Genomic DNA, 25362 nt, shown 5'->3' on the forward strand with positions numbered 1-25362 from the left:
CCTGGCTTAGCCGGACCTCCGCCTCGCGGAGCTTGCCGATAATCTGCTCAACCGTGTGATTCTTCTTCGCCATTTTGCCCTCCTTCAAGCCAACCCAATCCTAACATCCGGGCTGGACCAGTTTTCGGGGGGCAGGCCAGGTCAGCGGCGACTGAGACGACCAAGCAGCCAGCGCACGGCGAAAGCGACCAGCGGCAGAAGGAACAGCAAAACCACCAACGAGAGCCGGGTTTCGTCGTTGTGCCGGCCCAGCGCCTCGCTCGGCCCTCCCGCCTCGGAGGTTGCCCGCTGCCAAAGCGGTTGCTGCCAGAAGGTGAGATAGGCCGTCAGCACGAGGCCCACGATCCAGCAGATCCAGAACATCCACCGGACCTCACGCCAGCGGCGGGACCACCGCCTCCGTTCGGCATCGTGGGGCTGTCGCAGGGTCTGACGCAGTTTGGCCCTTAGGTCTTTGCCTTGGGGATCGTCGCTCACCCCGGCACCCGCTTCTGTCCTCAGTAGACGCCGCGGCTGTTGAGGAAGGGGCCGTATTTCATGTCCTCGGAGAGGATGTGGTTGATCAGCCATTCGCCGAAAAAATCGCGGAAGCGTTGGTTGTTCATGCCGTTACCGTCTTCCAAGGTCAGGCGCATGTCGGTGATCTCGGCGATGAGCTTTTCGTGCTGGCGACCGTGGACCTCCAGGTCGCTGTATTCATACTGCTCGAGTAACGCCTCCTCCTCGCGAAAATGGTGGCGGGCAAACTCGATCAGGCGATCGAAGGCACCGGCCGTGTCGACCAGCTTGGCTCTGCCGTTCATGGTGCTGAGCACCGACCCGGCCAGCTCGAACAAGCGGCGGTGTTGGCTGTCCATGGTCTGCACCGAGATGCGGTAGGCGTCCTGCCAGTCAACCAGTTGTAGGCCGCTTAGCGAGGAGTCGAGGATCAGGCTGCGGCGGCGTTCGAAGGATTCCACCAGCTTCCAGCGCACCACCGGTATGCCGCCAACCAGATCGCCGGCGATGGTGTGGGTCTCGGAATCCTCCATGGCGCGAACGGTGAAAACGCTAGGCGTGGCGAAGACGGCGTTCTCCTCGCCGAAAAAATCACCCGGTCCCAGGGTCTCGTAGATGTTGTCGCCGACACGGCGCTCGAAGCACCCTTTGGACACCAGGTGAAGCTCGGTGTTACTGGCCAACGACAATGTCTCGCCGACTGCGAATCCGCGGCTCGCCATGCGCCGCACGATCAGATTCAGCGTGGTCGGCGAAACGCTTTCGCCAAAGAGATCGGTGTTGGCGATCGCGGCCTGCAACTGGCGGGCCTTGCTCAGCTCCTCGAAGAGATCGTTGTTCCTGATGAATTCCAGGTACTGCTGGCCGGTGATCTTCAGGGCCTGGACGAAGCTGGCGGTACGGTAGGTGCGGCTGGTCGGCCGGCTGGCCAGAAAACTGGTTTCGCCAAGCAGCGCACCGGCCGACAGAAGGTTGCGCACATCGCTGTCGGCGCGCAGGGATTCGACGGCGCCGGTGAGCACGAGATAGAGCGACTCGGTGCGCTCGCCCTCGCGGATAATGATGGTTTCGGGATTGAAACGGATCACCGGGTTGTTGAGCAGCATGCGCGTCTGGTGGTGCTCGATCGATGGGAAGTAGGAGCGCGCGAACTCGAAGGCGTTCTTCCAGGCGTATTCCTGGAAGGTGGGGATCAACAAGTCCGTGGTGCCAAAGGGGGCACCCGAACCAATCTCCTTCTCCCGCGTCGTCAGCTCGGTGGAGCGATGCGCCAGGATGATCTTGGCCGAGGTATCGTCGCGGAAATCTTCGGCCTCGCCGTGGATCAGGCCGCCACCGGCATCGATTTTCTTGACGTCGGCCGGCACCTTGTATTGCTGTTTGGTCCACTCGACCAGGCGCTCGGCGATGCCGTCGTCCTCGGGATCGTCGCTGGCCATGCCGTCGAGCACGCTGAAGCCCGAGATGTCGGCGAGATGGGCATAGCTGCGATAGCCGTCGTTGCCGAGCGCCCGAAAGTGGAAGATGTTGGTTTCCACGGGGTGGGGCGAGAATACCGGCTTGACCTCCAGCCCGTCGATCAGGTTCCAGCGGTCGAATTCGAGATCGTGGATGTCGAAGAAGTCCGAGAGATCCCCCTCGTCCAATGACAGCAGCACCGAGAGCTTCTTCGAGACCGAGGCCCGCACCAGGGGTGTGGTGAAATATTTGATGCGGTGGCCGGCCCGGATCAGCGCCGTGATGCCGGCAAAATGGTCGTCGTGGGAATGGGTGTGGAAGATGCCCTCGATCTCGCTGATGCTGATACCCAGCGCCAGCAGGCTGGCGGCGATGTTGGGGCCGGCATCGATCAGGTAGATGCGGCCCTGAAACATGAGCAGGCTGGCCTGGGCCGGCCGGTCGATATCCCAGCCGTCACCGTCACCGGTGTGAACGATAGCAAAATATTCGCGCCGCACGGAATGGAAGCCCAGCGGATAGGGCGATTCGTATTCCTCACCCGGCTTGAGATTGAGGTCGATCTCGACCCGCTCGCCGTCGTAAGTGAATTCGTAGACGTTGAGCCTTTGGCGCCGCACGGTGACGCCGCCGCGGATGGCCACGGGCTCGTTTTCGATGGCCAGGGTGTCCAAGAGCTCGTCGGCACCCCTGATCTTGCCGAAGGCGAAGCGGCGCTTCATGCGCATCATGGCCTGGGCGGTTTCCAGGGTCGTGCCGGCCTGGTGGATTTCCTGCTCGGACACCAGGCCGTAGTTGCCCCGGTAGATGTAGTTCATCTGGGCATCGACCTGTTCGCGATTGCCGATGATCAGCGGCTTGACGCCGGTGTTGCCGGGGTGGTCGGGCAGGATCATGCCTTGGCGGTAAAGCATCTGCAGCACGGGAAATTCTGCCAGGTTGCAGAAGTGCCCGTTCTGCAGCGGCAGATCCGAGAGCAGGATCACGTTGGGCCCCGATTCGAAGGCCACGCCGTCCTTTTCGATGGGCCTGATGACACCGCGCTTCATCAGGTGCTTGACGCTGTCCGCCGGCGCCCCGCAGAGCACGCGCAGATCGGCGCCCTCCACTTCGATCCAGTAGATTCCCCGCGCCACATTGACGACTTGGATCTCTTGCATGGTCGCTTGCCGAATCTACTTCAGGAACAAAAATCCTCAGCCAAAGCAGCAACAGTCCTCGCGCCGACACATTCGGGCCTATTCTTGCTGACCTGGACGGCGATTCGCAACGTTATTGAGTGTGACGGTCGTCACATTCTAGCCTGCTGTGGACTCATGCCCGATCAAGGCCGCGGCACCGCGGCCGGCGATGCGGCCCAAGGCCACGGCGCTGAGCAGGCCGTTGCCCGAGAGATAGCCCCAAACCGCCGAACCGGAGACGCCGCAGGCGGCACCGCCGCCGGCAAACAGGTTAGGCAGGGGGCTGGCGTCGGGACGCAGCACCCGGGCTTCGGCATCGACACGCAGGCCGCCCTGGGTGTGCAGCAGCGCGCCTGTCACCTTGACGGCGAAGTAGGGCGGCGCCAAAGCCGGCGCGGCCGTGAAGTCGCGGCCGAAAGAATCGCTGCCCTCGCCCGCCGCCAGATCGGCCGCTTGGCCCAGGGTCTCCTCGAGCGCCGCCGCCGGCAAGCCGCAGCTTTGGGCCAACGCCGCCGCCGTGGCGCCCTGGCGCAGCGCCCCGGCGGCCTGGGCGCCGCGGTAGTCGTCGAAATCCAAGCCAAGCTCGTGCAGGCGCTGGTCATAGATATTCCAGGCCAGGCCGCCGTCCTGCGCCAGCACCCGCACGGCCTGCTCGGAATAGCCCTCGTGCTCGTTGGAAAAGCGCCGGCCCTGGGCGTTGACCTGGATACCGCCCTGCATCATCAGGGCCCAGCTGATGAGGATGGCGTGGGGCTCGGCGATCGAGCCGTGGCCCTGGTAGGCGCCCATGTGGCGAAGCTCGGCGCCCAGGGCCTCGCCCCACTTGACGGCGTCGCCCTGGTTGCCCTCGTGGCCGAAGATCTTGGCCCGGCGCATCTCGGGGATGTGGCGCGAAACCAGTTCCGGACTGCCGGCAAAGCCGCAGCATGCCAGCACCAGGGCCTGGCAGCCCAGGTCCTCGTGGCTGCCGTCGGGGCGGCGAAAGCGCAGGCCACGAATGCGGCCGTCGGGCGCCGCGAAAAGATCGCTGACCTGGGCCTCGGTAATCACGTCGACGCCGGCCGCCGCCAGCGCCCGGCTCAGACCGCCCATCAATTCGGCGCCGGTGCGCGAGGGCGGTGCGTGCATGCGCAGCCGGCTGTGGCCGGGATAGAGAAAACCACCGACCAGCTCAATGGGCACGGCATGGCGCTCCGCCAACCATTCGACGGCGGGAGCGGATTCGCGGCACACCGCCTCGACGATGACGGCCTCGGCCTGGTGGCCGGTTTTGGCCTGGATGTCGGCAACCAGGATATCGACGCCGTCCTCGACCCCGGCGGCACGCTGCCAGTGGGTACCGGAGGCCGGGATCATGCCCGACGAAAGCGCCGTCGAGCCGGCCGGCAAAGCGTCGCGCTCCAGCACCAGAACCTCGGCGCCGGCCTCACGCGCCGCCAGGGCGGCCACCGAGCCGCAGGCCCCGGCGCCGATCACCGCCAGCGGCACGGTCAGATCGAAGCCCCGGGACGGTGGCGGCAAAACGCTCATGAGCCCAGCGCCGTCTGGACTTCGGCACAACTGGCTATCGTGGCAATGGTCGAAAGCGAGGCCAGGGAATGCTGGTGGATATCATCACCGAAGGCGGCGCAGCCGTCGTCGAGCACGATCAAGGAAAAATCCCGCACGTGGGCATCGCGCACCGTCGAGGCGACACCGCCGTTGGTGACGATGCCGGCGAAGATCAGGCTGTCGATGCCGGCGCGCCCCAGCACGAACTCCAGCCGGCTCTGGTAGAAGGCGGAAAAGGCCACCTTCTCGACCGAGAGATCAGCCGGCGCCAGTTCGTCCACCAGGGCCTGGCCGAAGCTGCCGGGGCTGAAATCGCCGGCCCCCAGGAAGGGCCGCAGCTGGCGCAAGTGCGGGCTGATGAAAGGCACGCCCCCCTTTCCCGGTACCAGCGTGAAGTGGGTCGAGACGATCCAGCCGCCGGCCGCCCGCATGGTTTCGACAAGTGGTGCCAAGCGGGCCGGGAGCGCGGCGATGGCCGGATCGGAGACACCGGCCCGGGCGTAGGCGCCTTCCGGGTGCAGGAAATCGTTCTGCAGATCGACCAGCATCAGGCCGGTGCGAGGGGCATCGAACTTGAGCTCCGCCATCAGCTCTCCTCCGCCGTCAGCACCAGATTTCCCCAATCATCGACCCGGGCCATTAGGCCGGGATCGACGAAGGTCGTGGCGTCGGGCTGTTCCAGCACCGCCGGCCCATTGATTACGGCGCCCACCGGCAGCGCCAGGCGCTCGAAAACCGGGGCCTCGCGCCAGCCGCCGTCGATCCAGATCGGCCGGGCGCCGCACCCCGCCGCCTCCAGGCTGCCGCCTTGGGGGGCCAGCAGTGCCATGTCGAGCTTGGGCCGCCGCCCGACCACGGCAAGACGCAGGTTCAGGAGCCGGATGGCGATGCCATCCAACAAGCGGCCATAGACCTGCAGGTAGCGTGCCTCGAAAGCGGTTTTGATTTGCGCAGCATTGATACCGCTTCCACCCTCGCCGATCTCCAGCGTCAACGGCACTGCCACGGTATGGGTCTGGCCGAGATAGAGCATGTCGAGCTCGATCAGACAGTCGATGCCGGCCAGCGCCACACCGGCGCTTTCGACCAGGCCGCGCCCGGCCGCCGCCGCCTCGTTGATCTCGGCATCCAGCGCCGCCGCATCGAGGTGGTCGAGCATGACGTTGACGGTATGCACGAAGTCGTGACGCAGGTCGGCAATGACGCAGCCCAGCGCGCTGGTGACGCCGGGGAAGCGCGGCACCAGGGCGGACGAGAGGCCGACCTCGCGGATCAGGGCGCCGGCATGCAGGGCGCCACTGCCGCCAAAGGGCATGGCCGTGAAATGGCGCGGATCAAAGCCGCGCTCGACCGAGACCAGGCGGATAGCGCCGGCCATGTGCGAATTGGCGAGGCGAATCACGGCCTCCGCCGCTGCCATGGTGTCGAGCTCCAGGGGCCGACCGACATGGGCCTCGATGGCACCCCGAGCGGCCTCCACATCGAGGCGTTCGAGGCCACCCCCGATGGGACTTTGGGCATTGATGCGGCCCAATACGACGTTGGCATCGGTCACCGTGGGGCGCTCGCTGCCCAGGCCGTAGCAGGCCGGACCGGGATCGGAACCGGCACTTTCGGGCCCCACCTGCAAGAGCCCGCCACGGTCGACCCAGGCGATGGAGCCGCCGCCGGCGCCGATGGTGGTGATCTCGATCATCGGCGTGCGCACCACCAGGCCGAAGTCGACGGCGGTCTGGGGGCTGAGCGTGCTCTGGCCCTCGGCCACCAGCGAGACGTCGAAACTGGTACCGCCCATGTCGCAGGTGATGACGTTGGCCTGGCCGGCCTGGGCGGCGATGTGGGCGCCGGCGATGACGCCCGCGGCGGGCCCGGAAAGGGCCGTGCGGATGGGCCGCTGGCGGGCGTTATCCACGCTCATGACGCCGCCGTTGGACTGCACGATGAGGATCGTGCCGGCAAAGCCGCGCCCACCCAGCGAACTCTCCAGGCCCTGCAGATAATCGCCGATGAGCGGCTGCAGGTAGGCGTTCAGGGCCGTCGTCGAGGCGCGTTCGAATTCCCGGATCTCGGGCAGGATGTCGCTGGAGATGTTGACGTGGGGGTTGGGCCAGACCTCTTTCAGGGCAGTCAGGGCGGCGCGTTCGTTGGCCGGGTTGGCGTAGGCATTGACGAAAAAAATGGCCACCGCTTGCACCCCGGCGGCCAGCAGGACCTGGGCCGCGGCCCGCACCTCGGCGGTGTCGACCGGGGTGTGCACGGTGCCGTCGGCCAGCGTGCGCTCGCTCACTTCGAGGCGGTGCTCGCGGCTCACCACGGGCTCGAACTGGCCCCACAGACCCCAGGTCTCGGGGCGGTCGCGCCGGCGCATCTCCAAGACGTCGCGAAAACCCCGGGTGGTGATGACGCCGGTCGGCGCGCCCTTGCGCTCCAGGAGCGCATTGGTGCCCACCGTGGTGCCGTGGACCACGGTGCTCAATCTCGCCGGGTCGGCCACCTGGGCAATGCCGGCGGCAAAGCCTTCGGCCTGATCGTCCGGCGTCGTCGGCACCTTGGCCACGGCGCAGGCCCCGCTTTGCTGGTCGATGGTGAAGACGTCGGTAAAGGTGCCGCCGACGTCGACGCCGACGATTGTACCCCCTGTGGTGCCGCTCTGGCTCATTCGGCGGCCTCGGGATCGACACCCTCGGGGTGGACGCCGTAGTCGCGCCGCGCGCCCTCGGGGGTTACGTAGCCCAGGCGCAGGTCCCGGGCGACGCTTTCAGGGCTGCGCTCGGCCACCGGGCCATAGCCGCCGCCGCCCGGGGTCTCCAGCTTGAGGCGCTGGCCGCGGCGGATGCGTATGCCCACCATCTTGGAAACGAAGGGCGGCTGGTGATCGCCGTCGTCCTGTTCGAAGGCGAAGCGATTGAGGGCACCCGGGCCGCCGCCGACCACGCCCTGGGGGGGAAAGCGGCCGCGTTCGCCAAAGAGGAAAACATCGGCGCTTTCCTCCAGCAGCTCGATCTCGTAAAGCGCGCCCAAACCGCCCCGGTGGCGCCCCGGGCCACCCGAGTCGGGGCGCAGCGCCCACTGGGTGAACATCACCGGATAGGCCGCCTCGAGGATCTCGACGGGCGGGATGGTGGCGGTCGAGATGGGCGCGTTGCCGTGGTTCAGACCGTCGCCCTCGGGGTGGCCGCCATGGCCGCCGCCAAAAAAGGAAAACATCACCCAGCGCCGGCCGTCACCGCGGTGGCCGGCCAACGAGAGCGCATTGATGGTGCCGTAGGCGCAGGCGTTGGAGCGCCCCGGATCGGCCTGGGCGAAGGCACCGAAGACGACATCGATGACCCGCAGGATGGTCTCGGTATAACCGCCCACGGGCTTGGGCGGGCCGACGCTGAGGATGGCATCCTCGGGTATGACGAACTCGATAGGCTCGAGCACGCCGGCGTTGGCCGGCACGTCGCGGAAGATGTGCTTGATGGCGACATAACACGACGCAATGGCGGTCGAGCGCGAAATGTTGACGGGCCCGGCACAGGCCTTGGCCGAGCGCGAAAAATCGAAGACCAGGCGGTCGCCGGCGATGGTCAGGTCGAGGGCTATCTTCAGAGGCTCGTCGACGATGCCGTCATTGTCGAGCCAGTCGTCGCAGGAATAGGTGCCGGAAGGGAATTCGGCGATGTGCGAGCGCATCAGGCGTGCCGCGCGGGTCTGCAATTCGACGAAGGCCTCGGCCACTGTGGCGTCGCCGTATTCGTCGAGCAGCGCCGCCAGACGCCGGTGGCCGAGCTCGAGGGCGTTGATCTGGCCGTTGAGGTCGCCATAGAGCGAGCCCGGCAGGCGGCTGTTGGCCTTGAGGATCTCGATGATGTCGTTCCGGATTTCGCCCCGTACGAAGAGTTTCACAGGCGGGATCAGCATGCCTTCCTGGAAGCTCTCGGTGGCTACGGGGTTGTAGTTCCCCGGCACGTTGCCGCCGACGTCGTGCCAATGACCCACCGAGGCCAAATAGCAGTAAACCTCGCCGTTGCGGTAGAAGGGCTGGACCAGCTTGAAGTCGGAAAGATGGGTGCCGCCGTCGTAGGGGTCGTTGAAGATGTAGACGTCGCCCTCGGCCAGGTCGCCGTCCGCCGCGGCCTTGGCGATCACGGTCTTGACGGCGAAGGCCATGGCCCCGACGAAGATGGGGAGACCGGACTTGCCCTGCACCAGGGTCTCGCCGCTGCGGGCGTCGTAGATGCCGTGGGAAGCGTCGTGGGCCTCGGCAATGATGGGATTGAAAGCGGAGCGAAACAGCGTCGCGTCCATCTCATCGGCGATCTGCTCCAGCCGGCCCTTGAGCACCGCCAGGGTGACGGTATCAATCGTCATCGCCGCGCTCGAAATTGGCGGCGTCGTAGGCCTGGCCGGCAGCCAGGATGTCGGCGGTGCCGAGCAAGTCGTTGAGCCCCTGGAAGTCGAGCATGCGGTTGCCCAACGGCTGGTTCCAGCCGTGCTCGGCCAGGCTGGCGAAGTATTCCGTGGTCAATTTGGCCTGGGCTCGCACCAGTCCGCTGGGAAAGAGGGCGATCGAATACCCCATGCTTTCCAGCTCGGCCGCCCTATGCATGGGCGTGCTGCCGCCCTCGACCATGTTGGCCAACAGGGGCACCCGGCCGCCGAAGCGACGGCAGACCGTGGCCATCTCGTCGTCGTCGCGCGGCGCCTCGACGAAGAGCACGTCGGCGCCCGCCTCGGCATAGCGTTCGGCGCGCTCCAGTGCCAGCTCCAGGCCCTCGACGGCGATGGCGTCGGTGCGGGCGACGATGATGGTGTCGTGGCGCCGGGCGTCGCAAGCGGCCTTGATCTTGCCCACCATCTCGGCCGCCGGCACGATGGTCTTGCCGGCCAAGTGGCCGCAACGCTTGGGCAGCGTCTGGTCCTCGAGCTGGATGGCGGCGGCACCGTCGCGTTCGAACCGGGCCACCGTGCGCTGCACGTTCAGCGCGTTGCCGAATCCGGTATCGGCGTCGACGATCAGCGGCAGGTCGCTGCGTTCGCTGATCAGGGCCAGGGTATCGGCCACCTCGCTCATGCTCACCAGGCCGATGTCGGGCCGGCCGAAGCGGGTGTAGGCGATGGAGGCGCCGGAAAGGTAAAGCGCCTGGAAGCCGGCCCGTTCGGCCAAGGCCGCCCCCAGGCCGTCGTAGATCCCCGGCACCACCAGGATGCCGCCGGTCAAGAGCTCACGCATTCTTGCCTCCTGCCAGGCTCCTGGCGAGATGGGGCACCAGGCCGCCATCCCGCACCATGGCCAGAAGATGGGGCGGAATCGGCTCGCAGTCCAGGACTTCGCCGCCCTTGAGCACGATGGCCGCGGCTTCGGCATCGAGATCCAGGCGCTGGCCGGGCCGGATGCTTGGCGCCGCCGCCGAGATCAGGGCCAGGAGCCCGAGGTTGAGGGCGTTGCGGTAGAAGATGCCGGCGAAGGACTGGGCCACCACGGCAGCCAGGCCGAGATGACAGAGCACCTCGGCGGCCTGCTCGCGCGACGAGCCGCAGCCGAAGTTGCGCCCCGCCACCACCACGTCGCCCGGCCGTACCTCGGCGGCAAAGGCGGGATCGAGCGCTTCCAGGCAATGCGCCGCCATCACCTCGATGGGACCTTTCATGTAAAGGCCGGGTGCCAGACGGTCGGTATCGACGTCGTCGCCAAAGACCCAGGCTCGGCCTGCGGCTCGGTTCATCCCCCCGCCTCCAGAAACTCCCGTGGATCGACGATGCGGTCGGCCACGGCAGCTGCGGCGACCGAGTAAGGCGATGCGAGATAGACTTGAGAGTCCGGCGCTCCCATGCGGCCCTTGAAGTTGCGCGCCGTGGCAGCGATGCAGACCTCGCCGGCCGCCAGCACGCCGGCGCCATAGCCGGCGCAGGCGCCGCAACCGGACGGCATCAGGATGGCGCCGGCCGCGGTCAGCGTGGCCAAGGTGCCGTCGGCCGCCGCCGCCGCCGTGGTCGCGGTGCTGGCCGGGGCGACCAAAAGGCGCACGCCCGGGGCCACTTGCCGCCCCTTGAGCAACGCCGCGGCGCGCTGCAGGTCGAGAAGCTTGGCCCCCGTGCAGGCGCCGATATAAGCCTGATCGATGGCCACGTTCCCGGCCGCCGCCACCGCCACGGCGTTGGCCGGGCTGTCAGGGAGCGCGATTTGCGGCTCGAGTGCGGTGGCATCGAATTCGTGGTCGGCGGTAAAGGCCGCATCCGGGTCCGAGCGCCAATCATCGAACGCCGCCACTTCGACGCCGGTGGCCCGCAAGAAATCCACCGTCGTCTGGTCGGGCGCCACCAGGCCGGTCTGGGCACCAAGCTCGGCCGCCATGTTGCAAAGCGTCATGCGCTCAGCCATATCCAGGGCCGCCACGGCCGGGCCGGCGAACTCCAACGCCCCGTAGGCGGCGCCGTCGAGGCCCAGGTGGGCGCACTGGGCGAGCGCCATGTCCTTGGCCGTGAGGCCCGGGCCGAGCGCGCCCCGCCACTCGATGCGCCGGCTCTCGGGCACCCGGATCCAGGTCTCGCCGGTGGCCAGCACGCCGGCCATGTCGGTGGCGCCGACGCCGAACATGAAGGCGCCGAAGGCGCCGCCGGTGGGCGAGTGGCTGTCGCCGCCGACCACGAAGAGGCCCGGGCGCAAATGCCCGTGCTCGGGCAGCACGACGTGGCAGATGCCGCGCATGTCATGGAAATCCCTGATGCCGTTGGCCGCCACCCAGCGCCGCGTGAGATCGAGGATGGCGGCGCTTTCGGCATCCACCGCCGGCACGTAATGATCGCTGACGACGACCACGCGGTCGGCGTCCCAAAGGCCGACGCCAAGGCGTTCGAGCAGCGGTGCCACCCGCCGCGGGCCGCCGGAATCGTGGATCATGGCCAGGTCGACACGGCAAGTGACGATCTCGCCGGGCGCCACGCGCTCGAGCCCGGCGGCCCGGGCGATTATTTTTTCGGCCAGCGTCGCAGCCACGGAAATCTCCCTCCCCTCGGCCAGTCGAGATTCACTCGGTATTTGCCTATCATGTCAAATCTGTCATCTTATTCAGTAATTCGAACGGCAAAAATAGCGCCCGGTCCCACGCTTTGGGGATCCGGGCCCATCAAGGGAGGTTGACTTGTCCACAAAACGATCACTGATTACGGCTGCCGCGCTGGCCGCCGCCGTATTGGCCGGCTGGCAGACCGCGGCCCGGGCCGAGGCCAAGCTCACGCTGGTCTACCCGTTCCCCGATTTCCTGGTCTACACCAAAAGCTGCAAGGCCCTGGTGGCCAACATCAACAAGGCTGGCGCCGGTCAGGTCAAGATCGACATCAAGCCCTTCAACTCGATCAAGATGTTCCAGCAGCCCGGGGCCGTGAGCAAGGGCTCGGTCGACATGGTCTGCACCCCGGCCGCCTTCTACGCAGGGAAAATCCCGGAGAACGAGGCCATCTCGACCTCCAACTCCTCGCCCGCCATCGTGCGCAAGAACGGCGGCATGGGCGTCATCGACAGCCTGCACCAGAAGCACTTCAACACCACCTATCTGGGCTGGATCGATTCAGGCCTGGGCTTCTACATCTTCACCCAGGACCCGCCCAAGTTCAAAAGCGACGGCCTGCCCGACTTCGCCGGCGTCAAGATGCGCGACAACCCGATCTACGGCGCCTTCTTCCGGGCCTTGGGCGCCACCACCCACAACATGTCCTCGAACCAGGTCTATTCGGCACTCGAGAAGGGTGTGGTCAACGCCAGCGCCTGGGCCTCGCTGGGCATCACCCAGCTCAAGTGGGACAAATTCCTGCGCCATCGCGTCGATCCTATGTTTTACCATACCGACATCGGCTTGATGATGAACCTGGACGCTTGGAAGAGCTTGAACGCCGCCGCCCAGCAGACCATTACGGCAGAGGTCATCAAGCACGAGAACTCGAGCCGAACCGCGCGGATCGCTGAATCCAAGGCCGAGGAAAAGAAACTCCTGGCCGAGGGCATGAAGTTCCACGCCACCCCGGCCGGCGATAAGTACCTGCAGATCGCCATCGATTCGGCTTACGACCGCATGACCGGACGGCTCAAGAAGATGGGTCGCTCGCTGGATGCGGCCGGCAAGCTGCGCAAGCTTTACCAGGAAAAGGCGTCCGACAGATAGTCCGGCGCTGCCTGGGATAAAACGGCGGCCGGCCCCTCGTGCTCAGCGGCATCGACAGGACCTATACCTGGGTGCTGCGCCTGATGATGGGCTTGGCCGCCGTCTATCTCGGCCTGATGATGGTGTCGATCGTCTACGCCACCACCTTCCGCACCCTGGGGCTTTCCTATACGCCCTACTCTTTCGTCTTCATCGAATACGGCTTCATCTATTGCCTGATGTTCGGCTCGCCCTGGATCGTGCGCCAGCGCGGGCACGTTTTCATTGAGATCCTGACCGCCGCCGTGTCAGCTGAGGTGCGTAACTGGCTGTCGCGCCTGGTGGCCTTGATCTGCGTTCTGATCTGCGCCGTGTTTGCTTTCTATTCGGGACTTCTGGCGCTCGAGGACATCCGGGTCGATGAGATCGACGTGCGCGGCTCGATGGACATCCCACGCTGGATCGTCACCGTCACCATGCCCTTGGGTTTCGGCCTGATGGCGGTCGAGTTCCTGCGCTTCGTCGTGGGCCGTGAAATCATTCACTCGGGCCAGGCCGGGGTGCACGAATAATGCGCGCCTGAGGCGCCATGGAGTGGTACTGGACCCTGGCCGTCCTGCTCGGCTCGATCCTGGCGCTGATGGCCATCGGCATGCCGGTGGGGCTGGCCTTCCTCGGCGTCAACGTGGTGGCGGCGGCCTATTACATGGGCGGGCGCGGCGACTTGCTGACGGTGATCGAGCGCGGCGTCGGCGTGCTGGCCGGCAACGCCTTCGAATCCATGACCACCTTCGCCCTGGTGCCCATCCCCATGTTCCTGCTGATGGGCGAGTTCTTCTTCCACACCGGCCTCGCCAACCGCATGTTCAATGCCGTCGAAAAACTGATGGGCCGGGTGCCGGCGCGCTTGTCCTACGTCACCGTGGCCGGCGGCACGGCCTTTGCCACGCTGAGTGGCTCGTCGATGGGCTCGACGGCGCTGCTGGGCACGCTGATGGTGCCGGAGATGACCAAGCGGGGTTACAAGAAGTCGATGTCGATCGGCCCCATCCTGGGCACCGGCGGCCTGGCCATGCTGATCCCACCCTCGGCGCTGGCGGTGCTGCTGGGCACCCTGGCCGAGCTCGACATCGGCAAGCTACTGGTGGCCGGCATCATGCCCGGCCTGATCTTGGCGGTGATGTACGCCGTGCTGATCTACGTCCGCGTCAAGATCGACCCGGAAGCCGCACCCAACTACGAGATCGAGTTCGTGCCCTGGGCCCGCCGCGCCCGGCTTTTGCTGCTCGACGTGCTGCCCATGGTGTCGATCGTCATCGGCGTCATCATCCTGATCATGCTCGGCGTTGCCACGCCCTCGGAAGCCGCGGCCTTCGGCTGCCTGGGCGTGGTGCTGTTGGCACTGGCCTACCGTTGCCTCACCATCGATGCCACCTGGAAGTCGCTGGAAGGGGCCGGCCGGGTGACCATCATGGCGCTGCTGATCATCTTCGGCTCGTCCACCTTCAGCCAGATCCTCTCGTTCTCCGGCGGCTCCAACGGCCTCATCAACTGGGTTACCGGCTTCGATGTCTCGCCGCTCTATATGCTGCTGGTGATGTTCGGCATCCTGCTGATTCTGGGTATGTTCATGGACCAGCTTTCGATGATGCTGCTGACGGTGCCGATCTTCTTCCCGCTGGCCCAGAACTTCGGCTTCGATTTGATCTGGTTCGGCGTCATCATTCTGCTGGCCCTGGAGATCAGCTTCACCACGCCGCCCTTCGGCCTTTTACTTTTCGTCATGCAAGGGGTGGCACCACCGGGCACGCGGTTCAGCGAGATCTGCCTGGCCGCCATCCCCTTCATGCTCTGCGCCATGGTCCTGGTGGCGCTGATCGTCGTTTTTCCGGAAATCGCCACCTGGCTACCGTCACTTTCGAAGTGAGGAATCATGCCCGTCGTCACCATCACCCTCATGAAGGGCTACGATGTCGAGACCCGCGAACGTCTGGCGCAGCGCCTGACCAACGCCGTCTTGTCGACCATCGCGGCGCCGTGCGAAGGCACCACGGTGATGATCTACGAGGTCGACGAGGAAGTGGGCTACCGCCGCGGCGGCATCCCGCGGACGCCCGGCGCCCCTCTCCCCTCCCCGGCCGAGCTGGCCCAGGATTTCCTGGCCGCCATGGAAGCACGGGATCTCGAGCGCGCGAGATCGTTCTTGGACAAGAATTTCGAAATGACCTTCCCCGGCGGCGCCACGTTTGGCGAACTGGAGGAACTGGTCGAGTGGGCCAAGCCGCGCTACAAATCCGTGCGCAAAGTCTACGACCGCTTCGACGAGGCCATCACCGAACAGGGCGCCGTGGTCTATTGCTTCGGCACCCTCGAAGGCGAATGGCCGGACGGCTCGGCCTTCGCCGGCATCCGCTTCATTGACCGATTCTCGGTGGCCGAGGGCAAACTCCAGGACCAGCGGGTGTGGAACGACATGGGCGAAGCACGGGCCTAAAGGTCCGCGGTATCGCCAAATTCCACGGCGGCCCGGGCTTGTGCCTTGGCCTTGGTGCGTAGCGTCACCCAGCGCGGCGCGGCGGCGATCATCTCGGCCGTGAGTCTGGCCTCGGCCATCAGTTCACCGGGCTCGACGATGCGCGACACCAGGTGCATCTCCAGCGCTTCCTCGGCATCGACGCGGCGGCCGGTGAGGCAAAGCTCGCGGGCGATGGCGCCGCCGACGATGTCATGCAGCGGCCCGTAGGTGACGTCTCCGAAGGCGATCTCGGGGTGGGCGAAAAAAACACTGGGCGTGGCGATGCGGATGTCGCACATGACGGCCAGGTCGAACCCACCGGCGATGGCCGGGCCGTTGAGCGCGGCGATCAGCGGCAGGGGAAATTCCAGGTGCGCCTTGAGGAAGCGATCGCCCGATTGCCAGAGGTGGTCGTGGAATTCCTCGTCCTGCCTGGCACGTTCGAATTCATCAAGATCGAAACCGGCGCAGAAGACATTGCCGTTGCCGGTCAGGATCACGGCTTTCAAATCCTCGTCGGCGCCGAGCTCGGCGAAGGCCTCGCTGAGCTCGTCACGCAGCGCGATCGACTGGGCGTTCTTCTTGTCGGCGCGGTCCAGCGTGATGGTGGCGATGGCGCCGTCGCGCGCCAGGTCGATGTAATTGGGCATGGCGTCCTCCGCTAATCTGGCAACCAGTCTACTCCAGACTTGCCGGCGCGTGCGATTCGGGCGAGGCTCGGGTCGGGAGGCAAGCATGCTCGAGACGGTCGAATTGAAGCCCGAGGAGATCTACGTGCCGGTCAAGCTGCGCAAGGCGCTGGACGCCGACGCCGTGGAGGCCCGGGCCGAGAGCTACATGGAAGAAGGCAGCCAACGCCCCATTCAGGTGCGCCACGACCGTGAGCGCAAGCGCTGGGTCCTGGTGGCCGGCATCAACCGCCTCGAGGCCCTCAAGGCGCTGGGCGAGGAAACCATCGAGGCCATGGTCGTCGACGCCCGGCAACACTAGATCGAACGGCCGGCCTCGGCCCAATAGGGATCACGCAGGCGGCGTTTGAAGATTTTTCCCGAGTCCTCGCGCGGAAGCTCACTGGCGAATTCAATGGTGCGGGGCAGCTTGTAGTCGGCCAGTTTGGGCTGCAGCCAGCCGCGCACCTGATCGGCCGTCAGCTCCCGGCCGGCCTCGGGCTGCACGTAGGCGCAGAGGGATTCCCCGAATTCCTCGTTGGGGATGCCGAAGACGGCGCAGTCGTGCACGCCGGGCATGTCGATCAGCACCGCCTCGATCTCGGCCGGGTAGATGTTGACGCCGCCCGAAATCACCATGTCGCGGCTGCGGTCGCAAAGGAAAAGGTATCCGTCCTCGTCGAGGTAGCCGATGTCGCCACAGCTCACCAGGCCGTCGCGCCCGACCTCTTGGCGCTTTTCATCGAGACCGCGGTAGGTGAAGTCGGGCCAGCCGTCGATCCAGACGAAGACCTCGCCGATCTCGCCGGTCGGCAGCACACCACCGGCTTCGTCGTAGATGCGCACCGTCGAGAAATCCAGCGGCCGGCCCACGGTGCCGGGCTTTTTCAGCGCCTCCTGGCTGGTCACGAAAACCACGGCGCCGGTCTCGGTGCCGCCGTAGTATTCATTGATCACCGGGCCCCACCATTCGATCATGCGGCGCTTGACCTCGGGCGGACAGGGCGCCGCGGCGTGGACCGCGAACTTCAGCGACGAGAGGTCATAGCGCGCCTTGACCGTTTCGGGCAGCTTCAAGAGGCGCACGAACATGGTCGGCACCATGTGCAGGTGCGTGATGCGGTGTTCCGCCACCAGAGCCAGCAGCTCCTCCGGATCGAAGCGCGGCTGCAGGATCACCAGCCCGCCCGACTGGGCGGCATAGAGGGCATAGAAATTGGGCGCCGAATGATAGACCGGGCCGGTGATGACGGTGCGCATGTCGGCGTTGCTGCCGATGTCGAAAACCTGGCTCACCATCTCGCCCATGCGCGCCGCCATGGCCTCATTGGCCGGCTCGCGCTGCACGCCCTTGGGCAGCCCGGTGGTGCCGGAGGTATAGATCATGTTGGTGCGGGCGGGCTGCGGCGGCTGGTCCCAGGGCTCTTGCTCGGCCAGCCAAGCGTCCCAGTCGGTGGCGCCCTCGGGGACTCGGCAGACGGCCGGTTCGAGGCCGTAGGCGTCGCGGATCTCGGGTGGCGTGGCAACCACGAAAAGAGCCACCTCGGTGGGAATGGCGTCACGGATGGCGGGCCAGAGATCGGCGTGGATGACCACCGCCCGGGCGCCGCAATCGCGGATGACGTGGCCCGCCTCGTCCGACTTGAAGTGCCAGTTGACGGGCACCGCGTAGGCGCCCACCAAGGTGGCGGCCATGGCCGCCTCGAAGAAGGCAAAATCGTTGCGCAAGACGATGGCCACGGCGCCATCGGCACCGATGCCGAGCGCCGCCAAACCACCGGCCGCCCGGGCCACCCGGGCCATTAATTCGGACTGGGCCAGCTCCCTCTCGCCGCTGATGATCCTGCCGCTCATGCCTGTCCCTCCCGCTTTCGCTTTTCGCCATCGTGGCCCAGCCGCCGGCGGCGTCCTGATCGAATTCGTCAGGGGCTAGCCTGCCCTCGGGGCTGCACCAGGGCAACACCGGCGATGATGACGGCCAGCGCCAGCCAGACCACCAACCCGTGGCGTTCGCCGAACAGCACCATGCCCCAAACCACGCCTGTGCCGGTGACGATGTAGCCGACCTGGCTGAAGAACACCGGTCCGGCCCGGGTCAGGATGTAGAAGAAAAGGATGAAGGCACCGCCGGAGATGCTGCCCAGGATGAGGATCGCCAGGTGCGAGATGTTCCAAGGCGGCAGCATGGACACCGTCAAGCCGCCGGGCACCGCGATCAGGGCCAGGATCAGGGCGGCGGCCATCAGCATGCCGCAAGCCAGGCCGATATTGACGCCGTCTGGCGGGCGAAAGCGGGCCCCCAGGATACCGTTGACGGCGTAGCAGGCCGGCGCCACCAGGGCGACGCCGAGCCACAGGGGATCGACACCGCCGGCCAGCGCCCGGCCCGGCAGCACCAGCAGCGCCACGCCCGCCAAACCGAGAGCCAAACCGATCAGCCGCCGGCCCTCGGGCCGCTCCATGCCCAACATCATTGCCAGGGCATAGGTCAGCATCGGCGACGTCGCCACCGCCATCGAGAGCACACCCGCCGGCAAATGGAAGGCGGCCGAATAAAACGCCGTCGAGGGCAGCGCGATGCCGCAGGTCCCGGTCGCCAGGTAGTAGGCCAGATAGTTGCGCCGAAGGGGCAGGCGGATGCCCTTGAGGCGGCTGACAGCCAACAGAATCAGGGCGCCGATACAGGTCGCCGAAAGAGCGATGCCGATGGGCGCACCGCCACCGCCGGCCGCCACCTTGGCCATGGAAAAGCTGAACCCCCAGAAGGTGCCCAGGAGCGCCAAGGGCCCGTACATGCCGAAGCGGGTCACGATGTGACCCGCTTCTTTTTCTCGCTCACGGCAGCGGACCTGAAGGTCCGCGCCTGCGCGGGCGCGCCGGACGACCGGTGGGCTGCGGTCGCAGCCTTGAGCGATTCCCAGCAAGCGTGAATCGCTCTGTTTCTATTTGTCATCAAGCCTCGAGGGCGCGCAGGAAGGCCAGCAGCAAGGCGCTCATGTCGCGGGCCGCCTCGGCGGCGTACTTCAGCGTTTGTTCGTGGCTTAGCGCCTCGTCGCCCAGGCCGGCGGCCAGGTTGGTCAGCACCGAGACGGCGGCGACGCGCAGGCCGCAATGCCGGGCCACCAGCACTTCCGGCACCGTCGACATGCCGACGGCATCGGCACCGAGTGCCGCGAAGGCGCGGATCTCGGCCGGGGTCTCGAAGTTGGGCCCCTGGCAGGCGATGTAGACGCCTTCGTGCAGCGTGACGGCGGCCTCAGCGGCGGCTTGGCGCAAGAAATCCCTGAGCCCCGGATCGTAAGCCTCGTCCATGGCGAAGAAGCGCGGCCCGAAATCGCCGTCGTTCTCGCCCACCAGGGGGTTGCCGGGCAGCATGTTGATGTGGTCGGTGATCATCATCAAGCTGCCCGGGCCGGCCGCCGCGTTCAAACTGCCGGCGGCGTTGGTGGCAAAGAGGGTGTCGCAGCCCAGCAGCTTGAGCGTGCGCACCGGCACGCGCACGGCGCCCAGCGGCCCGCCTTCGTAATAGTGCACCCGGCCTTGCAGGCAAGCCACCGGCACGCCGGCCAGGCGGCCGAGGATCAATTGCCCGGCGTGGCCCTCGACGCCCGGCGTGGGAAAGCCCGGCAGGTCGGCATAGGAAACCGTGGTGGCCTCGGCGATGTCGGCCGCCAGGCCGCCCAGACCCGAGCCCAATATGATGCCGACGCGCGGTGCGGCATCGCCAGCCCGGCCGCGGACGATGGCCGCCGCCGCCTGGGCCTGGCCGCTCATGCCCCCTCCAGGGTTTCGGGACCGAAGGCATAGGGCATCAGCTCGCCCAACGTCATGGTCTGGCGCAGGCTCACGGAGCCAGGGCCCTCGGGGCCGCAGACGTGAACCGGCGTCTCCGGCCCGGCGAATTCCGAAAGCGCCTGGCGGCAGCCGCCGCAAGGCGTGCAAAGCTCGTCGCCGCCGGCCACCACCAGCACCTCGACGATGCGGCTTTCGCCGGCCGCCACCATAGCGCCGATAGCACTGACTTCGGCGCACCAGCCCTGCGGATAGGCCGAATTTTCCACATTGCAGCCGGCAAAAAGCCGGCCCTCGGCCGTGCGCAGGCAGGCCCCCACGGAGAAATTCGAGTAGGGCGCATGGGCGTTGTCGCGGGCGGCTTGGGCCGCGGCCAGCATGTCTTTCGGTACCATCACCTCAACGCTCCTTTACGTAAGGGGTGCCGATGGCCTTGGGCGGTATGGCGCGACCCACGAAGCCGGCCAGCAGCAACACCGTCAGCACGTATGGCAGGGCCTGGATGAACTGTACCGGAATGACGCCGACGATGGGCAGCTCGACGCCCTGCAGGCGGATCTGCACGGCGTCGGTGAAGGCGAACAGGAAACAGGCCCCCATGGCCGGCAGCGGCCGCCATTTGCCGAATATCAGTGCCGCCAGCGCCAGATAGCCGCGCCCCGCCGTCATGTCGCGCAGGAAAGAGGCGTTCTGGGCGATGGAGAGATAGGTGCCGGCGATGCCGCAGAGGAATCCGGTCACCATCAGCGCCCGGTAGCGCATGAAGGCAACTGAAATGCCGGCCGTGTCGACGGCTTCGGGACTCTCGCCGACGGCCCGCAGCCGGAGCCCGAAGCGGGTACGGTAGAGCACCCAGGCCACCAGCGGCACGACGGCGGCGGTGATGTAGACGAGAATGTTGTGGCCGCTGATGATCTCGGAATAGAGCGCGCCGACGATGGGTACCTCGGCCAGCTCGGCGGCAAAGGGCAGCTCGATGGGAGTGAAGCGGGCCTCGCGGCCCAACAGCGGCGTCTGGCCGCCGAGCCCGAACCAGGCCGTGGCCAGCGTCGGGCCCAGACCGGCGGCAATGATGTTGAGCGCCATGCCCGAGACCACCTGATCGCCATTGTGGGTGACGCAGGCATAGGCGTGGATCATGGCCAGGCCCATGGAAAAAAGAATCCCCACCATCAGTCCCAGCCAGGCCGAGCCGGTGATGGCGGCGGCCGAGGCGGCGGCAAAGGCGGCGCCCAGCATCTTACCCTCGAGGCCGATGTCGACGACGCCGGAGCGTTCGGAAAAAAGGCCGGCCAGCGAGGCCAGCACCAAGGGCGTGGCCATGCGCAGCGTGGCATCGAAAATCAGCACCAGCATGGTCAGGAATTCGCCCACGGCTTCCATGATGCCGCCCTACTCCACCGCCACGGTGCGGCGCACGAAAAAGGATTCGATGCGCGGCCTCAACATGTGCTCGAGCGCCCCGGAAAACAGGATCACCAGGCCCTGGATGACCACCACCATGTGGCGCGTGATGTTGGGCATCTCGAAGCTGAGTTCCGTGCCGCCTTGGTAAAGCGCGCCGAATAGCAGCGCCGCCAGGAAGACGCCGATGGGATGGTTGCGCCCCATCAGCGCCACGGCGATGCCGACGAAGCCGTAGCCGCCGGTGAAGTCGAGCATCAGCCGGTGCTGTACGCCCATGATCTCGTTGACGCCGACAAAGCCCGCCAGGGCGCCCGAGACGCACATGGTCAGCATGATGGTGCGGGCCGGCGAGATACCGGCATAGACCGCCGCCGTGGGGTTCTGGCCCACCGTGCGGATCTCGTAACCCCAGCGCGTCTGCCAGATGAAGACCCAAACACAGAGCGAACAAATCAGGGCCAGGAAGAAGGAAAAATTGAGCGGTGAGCGGCTGACCTCGATGCCGATCCATTGCAGCATCTCATGCATGAAAGGCAGCCAGGTGTTGGCCTCGAACTCGCGGCTCTCGGGCGATTGCTGGCCCGGCTTGATCAGCACCTCGACCATCAGATAGGTCATCAAGGCCGAGGCGATGAAGTTGAACATGATGGTGGTGATGACGATGTGGCTGCCGCGCTTGGCTTGCAGATAGGCCGGGATCAGCGCCCAGCCGGCGCCGAAGGCCATGGCCGCGGCGATCGAGACCGGCAGCACCAGCAAAAAGGGCCAACCGCCCAGATTGAGGCAGATCAGGCCAACACCCAGACCGCCCAGATAGGCCTGGCCCTCGCCGCCGATGTTGAACAGCCCGCAATGGAAAGCCACGGCCACGGCCAGGCCGGTGAAGATGAAGTTGGTGGTGTAATAGAGCGTAAAGCCGGTGGCCTCGGGATAGCCGAAGGCGCCGATCAGCAGGAACTTGAGGGCCTTGAACGGGTCCTCGCCAATCAGCGCGATGATGAGGCCCGAGATGAGGAAGGCGATCAGCAGGTTGACCGCCGGCACCAGGGCCAGGTTGACCCAGCGTGGGGCCTGGCTGGGCGCGGTTTCCGTCATGGCGCGATCTCGGCAGCGCTTTCGCCGGCCATCATCAGGCCCAGCGCCTGCTCGCTGGCCGCGGCCTGGGTCACCTCGCCAACCACGGCACCGTTGAACATGACCAGAATGCGGTCGGCCAGCGACATGATCTCGTCGAGCTCCACCGAGACCAGCAAAATCGCCTTGCCGGCGTCGCGCATGGCAATCAGGCGCTTGTGGATGAACTCGATGGCACCGATGTCGACGCCGCGCGTGGGCTGGCCCACCAGCAGCACGTCCGGGCTGCGGTCCATCTCGCGGGCCAGCACGATCTTCTGCTGGTTGCCGCCGGAGAAGTTGGCGGTGGCCAGGTGGGCATCGGCCGGACGCACGTCGAAGTCCTGCATCTGGCGCTCTACGTCGCTGACGATCTCGGATCGCTTGAGAAGCACGGCGCCGTTGTAGCGGCCGGCATCGTGATAGCCCAGGATGCCGCTCTCGCTGGCCTCGAAGGCCACCACCAGGCCCATGCGGTGGCGATCCTCGGGCACGTGGCCAAGACCCAGCCGGCGCATGCGGCGGGCATCGAAGCCGGCCGAGGCCACCACCTCGCCCTTGATGCGCACATGACCGGCCCGGGCCGGGCGGATGCCGGCCAGCGCCTCCAGGAGTTCCGATTGGCCATTGCCGGCGACGCCGGCGATGCCGACGATCTCACCGGCGCGCACGTTGAAGCTTACGTCGCGCACGCGCTCGATGCCCAGGCCGTCGACAACGCGAAGCCCGTCGACCTCGAGGAAAATTTCGCCCGGCCAGGCCGGTTGCTTGTCGACGCGCAGCAGCACCGAGCGCCCCACCATCAACTCGGCCAGTTGCTCGCGGCTGGTCTCGGGCGTCCGCACATCGGCCACCAGACCGCCATCACGCATCACCGAGACATTGTCGGTCAGCGCCATGATCTCGCGCAGCTTGTGGGTAATCAGGATCACCGTCTTGCCCTGGTCGCGCAGCGACCTGAGGATGCGGAAGAGGTGTTCGACCTCCTGCGGCGTCAGCACCCCGGTGGGCTCGTCGAGAATGAGGATATCGGCGCCGCGGTAGAGCGCCTTGAGGATCTCGACGCGCTGCTGCAGGCCCACCGGCAGGTCGCCGACGATGGCGTCGACGTCGACCTTGAGGCTGTAGTCCTGTTCCAGCCGGCCGAGCTCGCTCTGCGCCCGGGCCAGGCAGGGTCCCAGCAGCGGCCCGCCTTCCACACCCAACACGACGTTTTCAAGAACACTGAACGTGTCGACCAGCTTGAAATGCTGATGCACCATGCCGATGCCGCGGCGGATGGCGTCCTGGGGGCTTTTGATGGTGGCCGCCCGGCCGTCGACCTCGATCAACCCGCCGTCGGCCTGATAGTAGCCGTAGACGATGCTCATCAGCGTCGACTTGCCGGCGCCGTTCTCGCCCATGATGCCATGAATGGTGCCGCGCGGGATGGACAGCGAAACGGCCCGGTTGGCATGCACCGAGCCAAACCACTTGTCGATGCCCGTGAGCGCCAGGGCGGGTGCCTCGGCTGCCTCCCCCCCGGCGATCACGACGCTTACTGCCTCGTGGTGCCGGCTATTTGGACATGTAGTCGGTGACCTTTATCTTGGCGGAGATGATGTCCTTGCGGGCCTGTTCGAGCTTGGCTTCCATGGCGGCCGAAACCAGGCCGCGGTTGTGCTTGTCGAGCGCCCAGCCGACGCCTTCCTCGGCCAGCCCGAGGACCTTGATGCCGCCCTTCCAGGTGCCCTTCTTGGCGGTCATGAAGGCGTCGTAGACAGCCACGTCGACGCGCTTGATCATCGACGTCAGCATGGTGCCGGGATGCATGTAGTTCTGGTTGGAATCGACGCCGATGGCCAGCTTGCCGGAATCCTTGGCCGCCTGGTAGACGCCAACGCCGGTACCGCCGGCGGCGGCATAGACCACGTCGGCGCCGCGATCGAACTGGCTGCGCGCCAGTTCGCCGCCCTTGGTCGGATCGTTCCAGGCCGCCGGCGTGGTGCCGGTCATGTTCTGGAAGATCTCGATGTTCGGGTTGACGTGCTTGGCACCCTCGACATAGCCCAGCGCGAACTTGCGGATCAGCGGGATGTCCATGCCGCCGACGAAGCCCACCTTGCCGGTCTTCGAGGCCAGGGCCGCGGCCATGCCGACCAGGAACGAACCCTCGTGCTCCTTGAACACCACCGACTGCACGTTGGGCAGGTCGACCACCATGTCGATCAGGGTAAATTTGGTCTTGGTAAACTCGCGCGCCACCTTGTCGACGGCGGAAGCCTGGGCAAAGCCCATGGCGACGACGATGGCGGCACCGCGCCTGGCCATGTTGCGCAGCGCCTGTTCGCGCTGGGCCACGTTGGTGACCTCGAACTCGCGGTACTTGATGCCGGTTTCCTTGGCAAAGCGCTGGGCGCCGTTGTAGGCGGCCTCGTTGAAGGACTTGTCGAACTTGCCGCCCATGTCGAAGACGACGGCGGGCTGGAATTCGGCGGCTTGGGCGGAGGCCACGAGGCCAAAGGCAGCCACGGCCAGCGCGGCGATGATCGTGCGCAGCATGATGGTAACTCCCTAAATGTTTTGTTTCGGGGGCTGAAGAGGCCTACGCTTAGGCCCGATTATGGCGCAGCGCCGGGACGCCAGCAACTAGCCCGTATTTCATTAGCCCTTGCACCCGTCGCCCGGAACAATCATCTCCACTATGCTGAGTTTTTTCACACGGGAGTGTTGGCATGAGTGACGGCGACGTTACTCGGAGGCTGGCGGCCATCCTGGCCGCCGACGTCGCCGGCTACACCCGTATGATGGAGAGCGACGAGGCCGCCACCCTGGAAGCCTGGTGGTCGGCGCGGCGCGAGTGTCCGTCATCAAAACATTCGGGACTGTTGAGCCTATTTTTTACCGGAGGATCTGGCTCATCTTGGTTTGATGTTAACCGATATTTCCCAGATAGCATTCGTATCGTAGCAAATCGTAGGCGAACCCGACCACCGATGGAAGGAATTTTGCTCTGCGGTCATTCGGCAGCCCCGATTTGATGATTTGGCCGTTGTTGGAAGCCCATTTGGCCAAAT

General features: G+C 66.2%; 23 protein-coding genes and 1 pseudogene. 6 read left to right on the forward strand and 18 right to left on the reverse strand.

All coding sequences use genetic code 11. The features are described from left to right. Positions 1-141 precede the first annotated feature (141 nt). The 9 genes from QGG75_06205 to QGG75_06245 form a co-directional block, all read right to left on the reverse strand. Positions 142-477 (reverse strand): hypothetical protein, encoded by a 336-nt coding sequence (locus QGG75_06205; protein MDP6066834.1) that lies wholly within the window; start codon positions 475-477, stop codon positions 142-144. A 20-nt stretch (positions 478-497) separates the two neighbouring features. Then, positions 498-3116, reverse strand: a complete 2619-nt coding sequence (locus tag QGG75_06210; protein MDP6066835.1) for a bacteriohemerythrin — start codon at positions 3114-3116, stop codon at positions 498-500. A gap of 138 nt (positions 3117-3254) precedes the next feature. Continuing rightward, positions 3255-4667, reverse strand: a complete 1413-nt coding sequence (locus QGG75_06215; GenBank protein ID MDP6066836.1) for an FAD-dependent oxidoreductase — start codon at positions 4665-4667, stop codon at positions 3255-3257. Beyond that, positions 4664-5275: a cysteine hydrolase gene (locus QGG75_06220; GenBank protein ID MDP6066837.1), complete on the reverse strand. Its 612-nt coding sequence runs from the start codon at positions 5273-5275 to the stop codon at positions 4664-4666. Before QGG75_06220 ends, QGG75_06215 begins: the two co-directional genes overlap by 4 nt. Then, on the reverse strand, positions 5275-7347 hold the full coding sequence (locus QGG75_06225; protein MDP6066838.1) for a hydantoinase/oxoprolinase family protein: 2073 nt from the start codon (positions 7345-7347) through the stop codon (positions 5275-5277). Before QGG75_06225 ends, QGG75_06220 begins: the two co-directional genes overlap by 1 nt. Next, entirely contained in the window at positions 7344-9044 is a 1701-nt protein-coding gene (locus QGG75_06230) for a hydantoinase B/oxoprolinase family protein (protein MDP6066839.1), read from the reverse strand. The genes QGG75_06225 and QGG75_06230 overlap by 4 nt, the downstream gene beginning before the upstream one ends. Then, entirely contained in the window at positions 9034-9906 is an 873-nt protein-coding gene (locus tag QGG75_06235) for an isocitrate lyase/PEP mutase family protein (protein ID MDP6066840.1), read from the reverse strand. The genes QGG75_06230 and QGG75_06235 overlap by 11 nt, the downstream gene beginning before the upstream one ends. Beyond that, on the reverse strand, positions 9899-10399 hold the full coding sequence (locus QGG75_06240; GenBank protein MDP6066841.1) for a 3-isopropylmalate dehydratase: 501 nt from the start codon (positions 10397-10399) through the stop codon (positions 9899-9901). Before QGG75_06240 ends, QGG75_06235 begins: the two co-directional genes overlap by 8 nt. Then, complete coding sequence (locus QGG75_06245) at positions 10396-11676, reverse strand: aconitase/3-isopropylmalate dehydratase large subunit family protein (protein ID MDP6066842.1); 1281 nt, start codon at positions 11674-11676, stop codon at positions 10396-10398. The genes QGG75_06240 and QGG75_06245 overlap by 4 nt, the downstream gene beginning before the upstream one ends. A 139-nt stretch (positions 11677-11815) precedes the next feature. Between QGG75_06245 and dctP the strand changes: the two genes are divergently transcribed. The 4 genes from dctP to QGG75_06265 are packed head-to-tail and all read left to right on the forward strand — an operon-like array spanning position 11816 to position 15305. Beyond that, a complete protein-coding gene (gene dctP / locus QGG75_06250) occupies positions 11816-12832 on the forward strand; it encodes a TRAP transporter substrate-binding protein DctP (protein MDP6066843.1) in 1017 nt (338 codons plus the stop codon). Positions 12833-12870: 38 nt separating this feature from the next. Further along, the gene (locus tag QGG75_06255; protein ID MDP6066844.1) at positions 12871-13383 is read left to right on the forward strand and encodes a TRAP transporter small permease; all 513 of its coding nucleotides are present in this window, start codon (positions 12871-12873) and stop codon (positions 13381-13383) included. A 17-nt stretch (positions 13384-13400) separates the two neighbouring features. Beyond that, positions 13401-14738 (forward strand): TRAP transporter large permease, encoded by a 1338-nt coding sequence (locus tag QGG75_06260; GenBank protein MDP6066845.1) that lies wholly within the window; start codon positions 13401-13403, stop codon positions 14736-14738. Positions 14739-14744: 6 nt separating this feature from the next. Then, complete coding sequence (locus QGG75_06265) at positions 14745-15305, forward strand: nuclear transport factor 2 family protein (protein ID MDP6066846.1); 561 nt, start codon at positions 14745-14747, stop codon at positions 15303-15305. On the opposite strand, the gene QGG75_06270 is transcribed toward QGG75_06265, so the two are convergent. Beyond that, a complete protein-coding gene (locus QGG75_06270; protein MDP6066847.1) occupies positions 15302-15976 on the reverse strand; it encodes an enoyl-CoA hydratase/isomerase family protein in 675 nt (224 codons plus the stop codon). The two genes, QGG75_06265 and QGG75_06270, sit on opposite strands and share 4 nt — an antisense overlap. An 85-nt stretch (positions 15977-16061) precedes the next feature. On the opposite strand from QGG75_06270, the gene QGG75_06275 reads away from it, so the two are divergent. Next, a complete protein-coding gene (locus QGG75_06275; GenBank protein ID MDP6066848.1) occupies positions 16062-16316 on the forward strand; it encodes a ParB N-terminal domain-containing protein in 255 nt (84 codons plus the stop codon). On the opposite strand, the gene QGG75_06280 is transcribed toward QGG75_06275, so the two are convergent. From QGG75_06280 to QGG75_06315, 8 genes are all read right to left on the reverse strand, one after another. Then, complete coding sequence (locus QGG75_06280; GenBank protein MDP6066849.1) at positions 16313-17848, reverse strand: acyl-CoA synthetase; 1536 nt, start codon at positions 17846-17848, stop codon at positions 16313-16315. The genes QGG75_06275 and QGG75_06280 overlap by 4 nt on opposite strands. 68 nt (positions 17849-17916) lie before the next feature. After that, on the reverse strand, positions 17917-18804 hold the full coding sequence (locus QGG75_06285; protein ID MDP6066850.1) for a DMT family transporter: 888 nt from the start codon (positions 18802-18804) through the stop codon (positions 17917-17919). A gap of 142 nt (positions 18805-18946) precedes the next feature. After that, the gene (locus QGG75_06290; protein ID MDP6066851.1) at positions 18947-19768 is read right to left on the reverse strand and encodes a purine-nucleoside phosphorylase; all 822 of its coding nucleotides are present in this window, start codon (positions 19766-19768) and stop codon (positions 18947-18949) included. Further along, the gene (gene cdd / locus QGG75_06295; protein MDP6066852.1) at positions 19765-20181 is read right to left on the reverse strand and encodes a cytidine deaminase; all 417 of its coding nucleotides are present in this window, start codon (positions 20179-20181) and stop codon (positions 19765-19767) included. The genes QGG75_06290 and cdd overlap by 4 nt, the downstream gene beginning before the upstream one ends. Positions 20182-20185: 4 nt before the next feature. Further along, positions 20186-21169, reverse strand: coding sequence for an ABC transporter permease (locus QGG75_06300; protein ID MDP6066853.1), 984 nt, complete (start codon positions 21167-21169; stop codon positions 20186-20188). Positions 21170-21178: 9 nt separating this feature from the next. Beyond that, positions 21179-22288, reverse strand: a complete 1110-nt coding sequence (locus tag QGG75_06305; GenBank protein ID MDP6066854.1) for an ABC transporter permease — start codon at positions 22286-22288, stop codon at positions 21179-21181. Next, positions 22285-23838 (reverse strand): ABC transporter ATP-binding protein, encoded by a 1554-nt coding sequence (locus QGG75_06310; GenBank protein MDP6066855.1) that lies wholly within the window; start codon positions 23836-23838, stop codon positions 22285-22287. The genes QGG75_06305 and QGG75_06310 overlap by 4 nt, the downstream gene beginning before the upstream one ends. A gap of 25 nt (positions 23839-23863) precedes the next feature. Further along, entirely contained in the window at positions 23864-24847 is a 984-nt protein-coding gene (locus QGG75_06315; protein MDP6066856.1) for a BMP family ABC transporter substrate-binding protein, read from the reverse strand. A gap of 173 nt (positions 24848-25020) precedes the next feature. Here QGG75_06315 and QGG75_06320 point away from each other — a divergent pair. Further along, positions 25021-25125 (forward strand): annotated as a pseudogene (locus tag QGG75_06320) (guanylate cyclase). Positions 25126-25362: the final 237 nt, after the last annotated feature.

This window comes from Alphaproteobacteria bacterium, assembly GCA_030740435.1.
GTDB lineage: Bacteria > Pseudomonadota > Alphaproteobacteria > UBA2966 > UBA2966.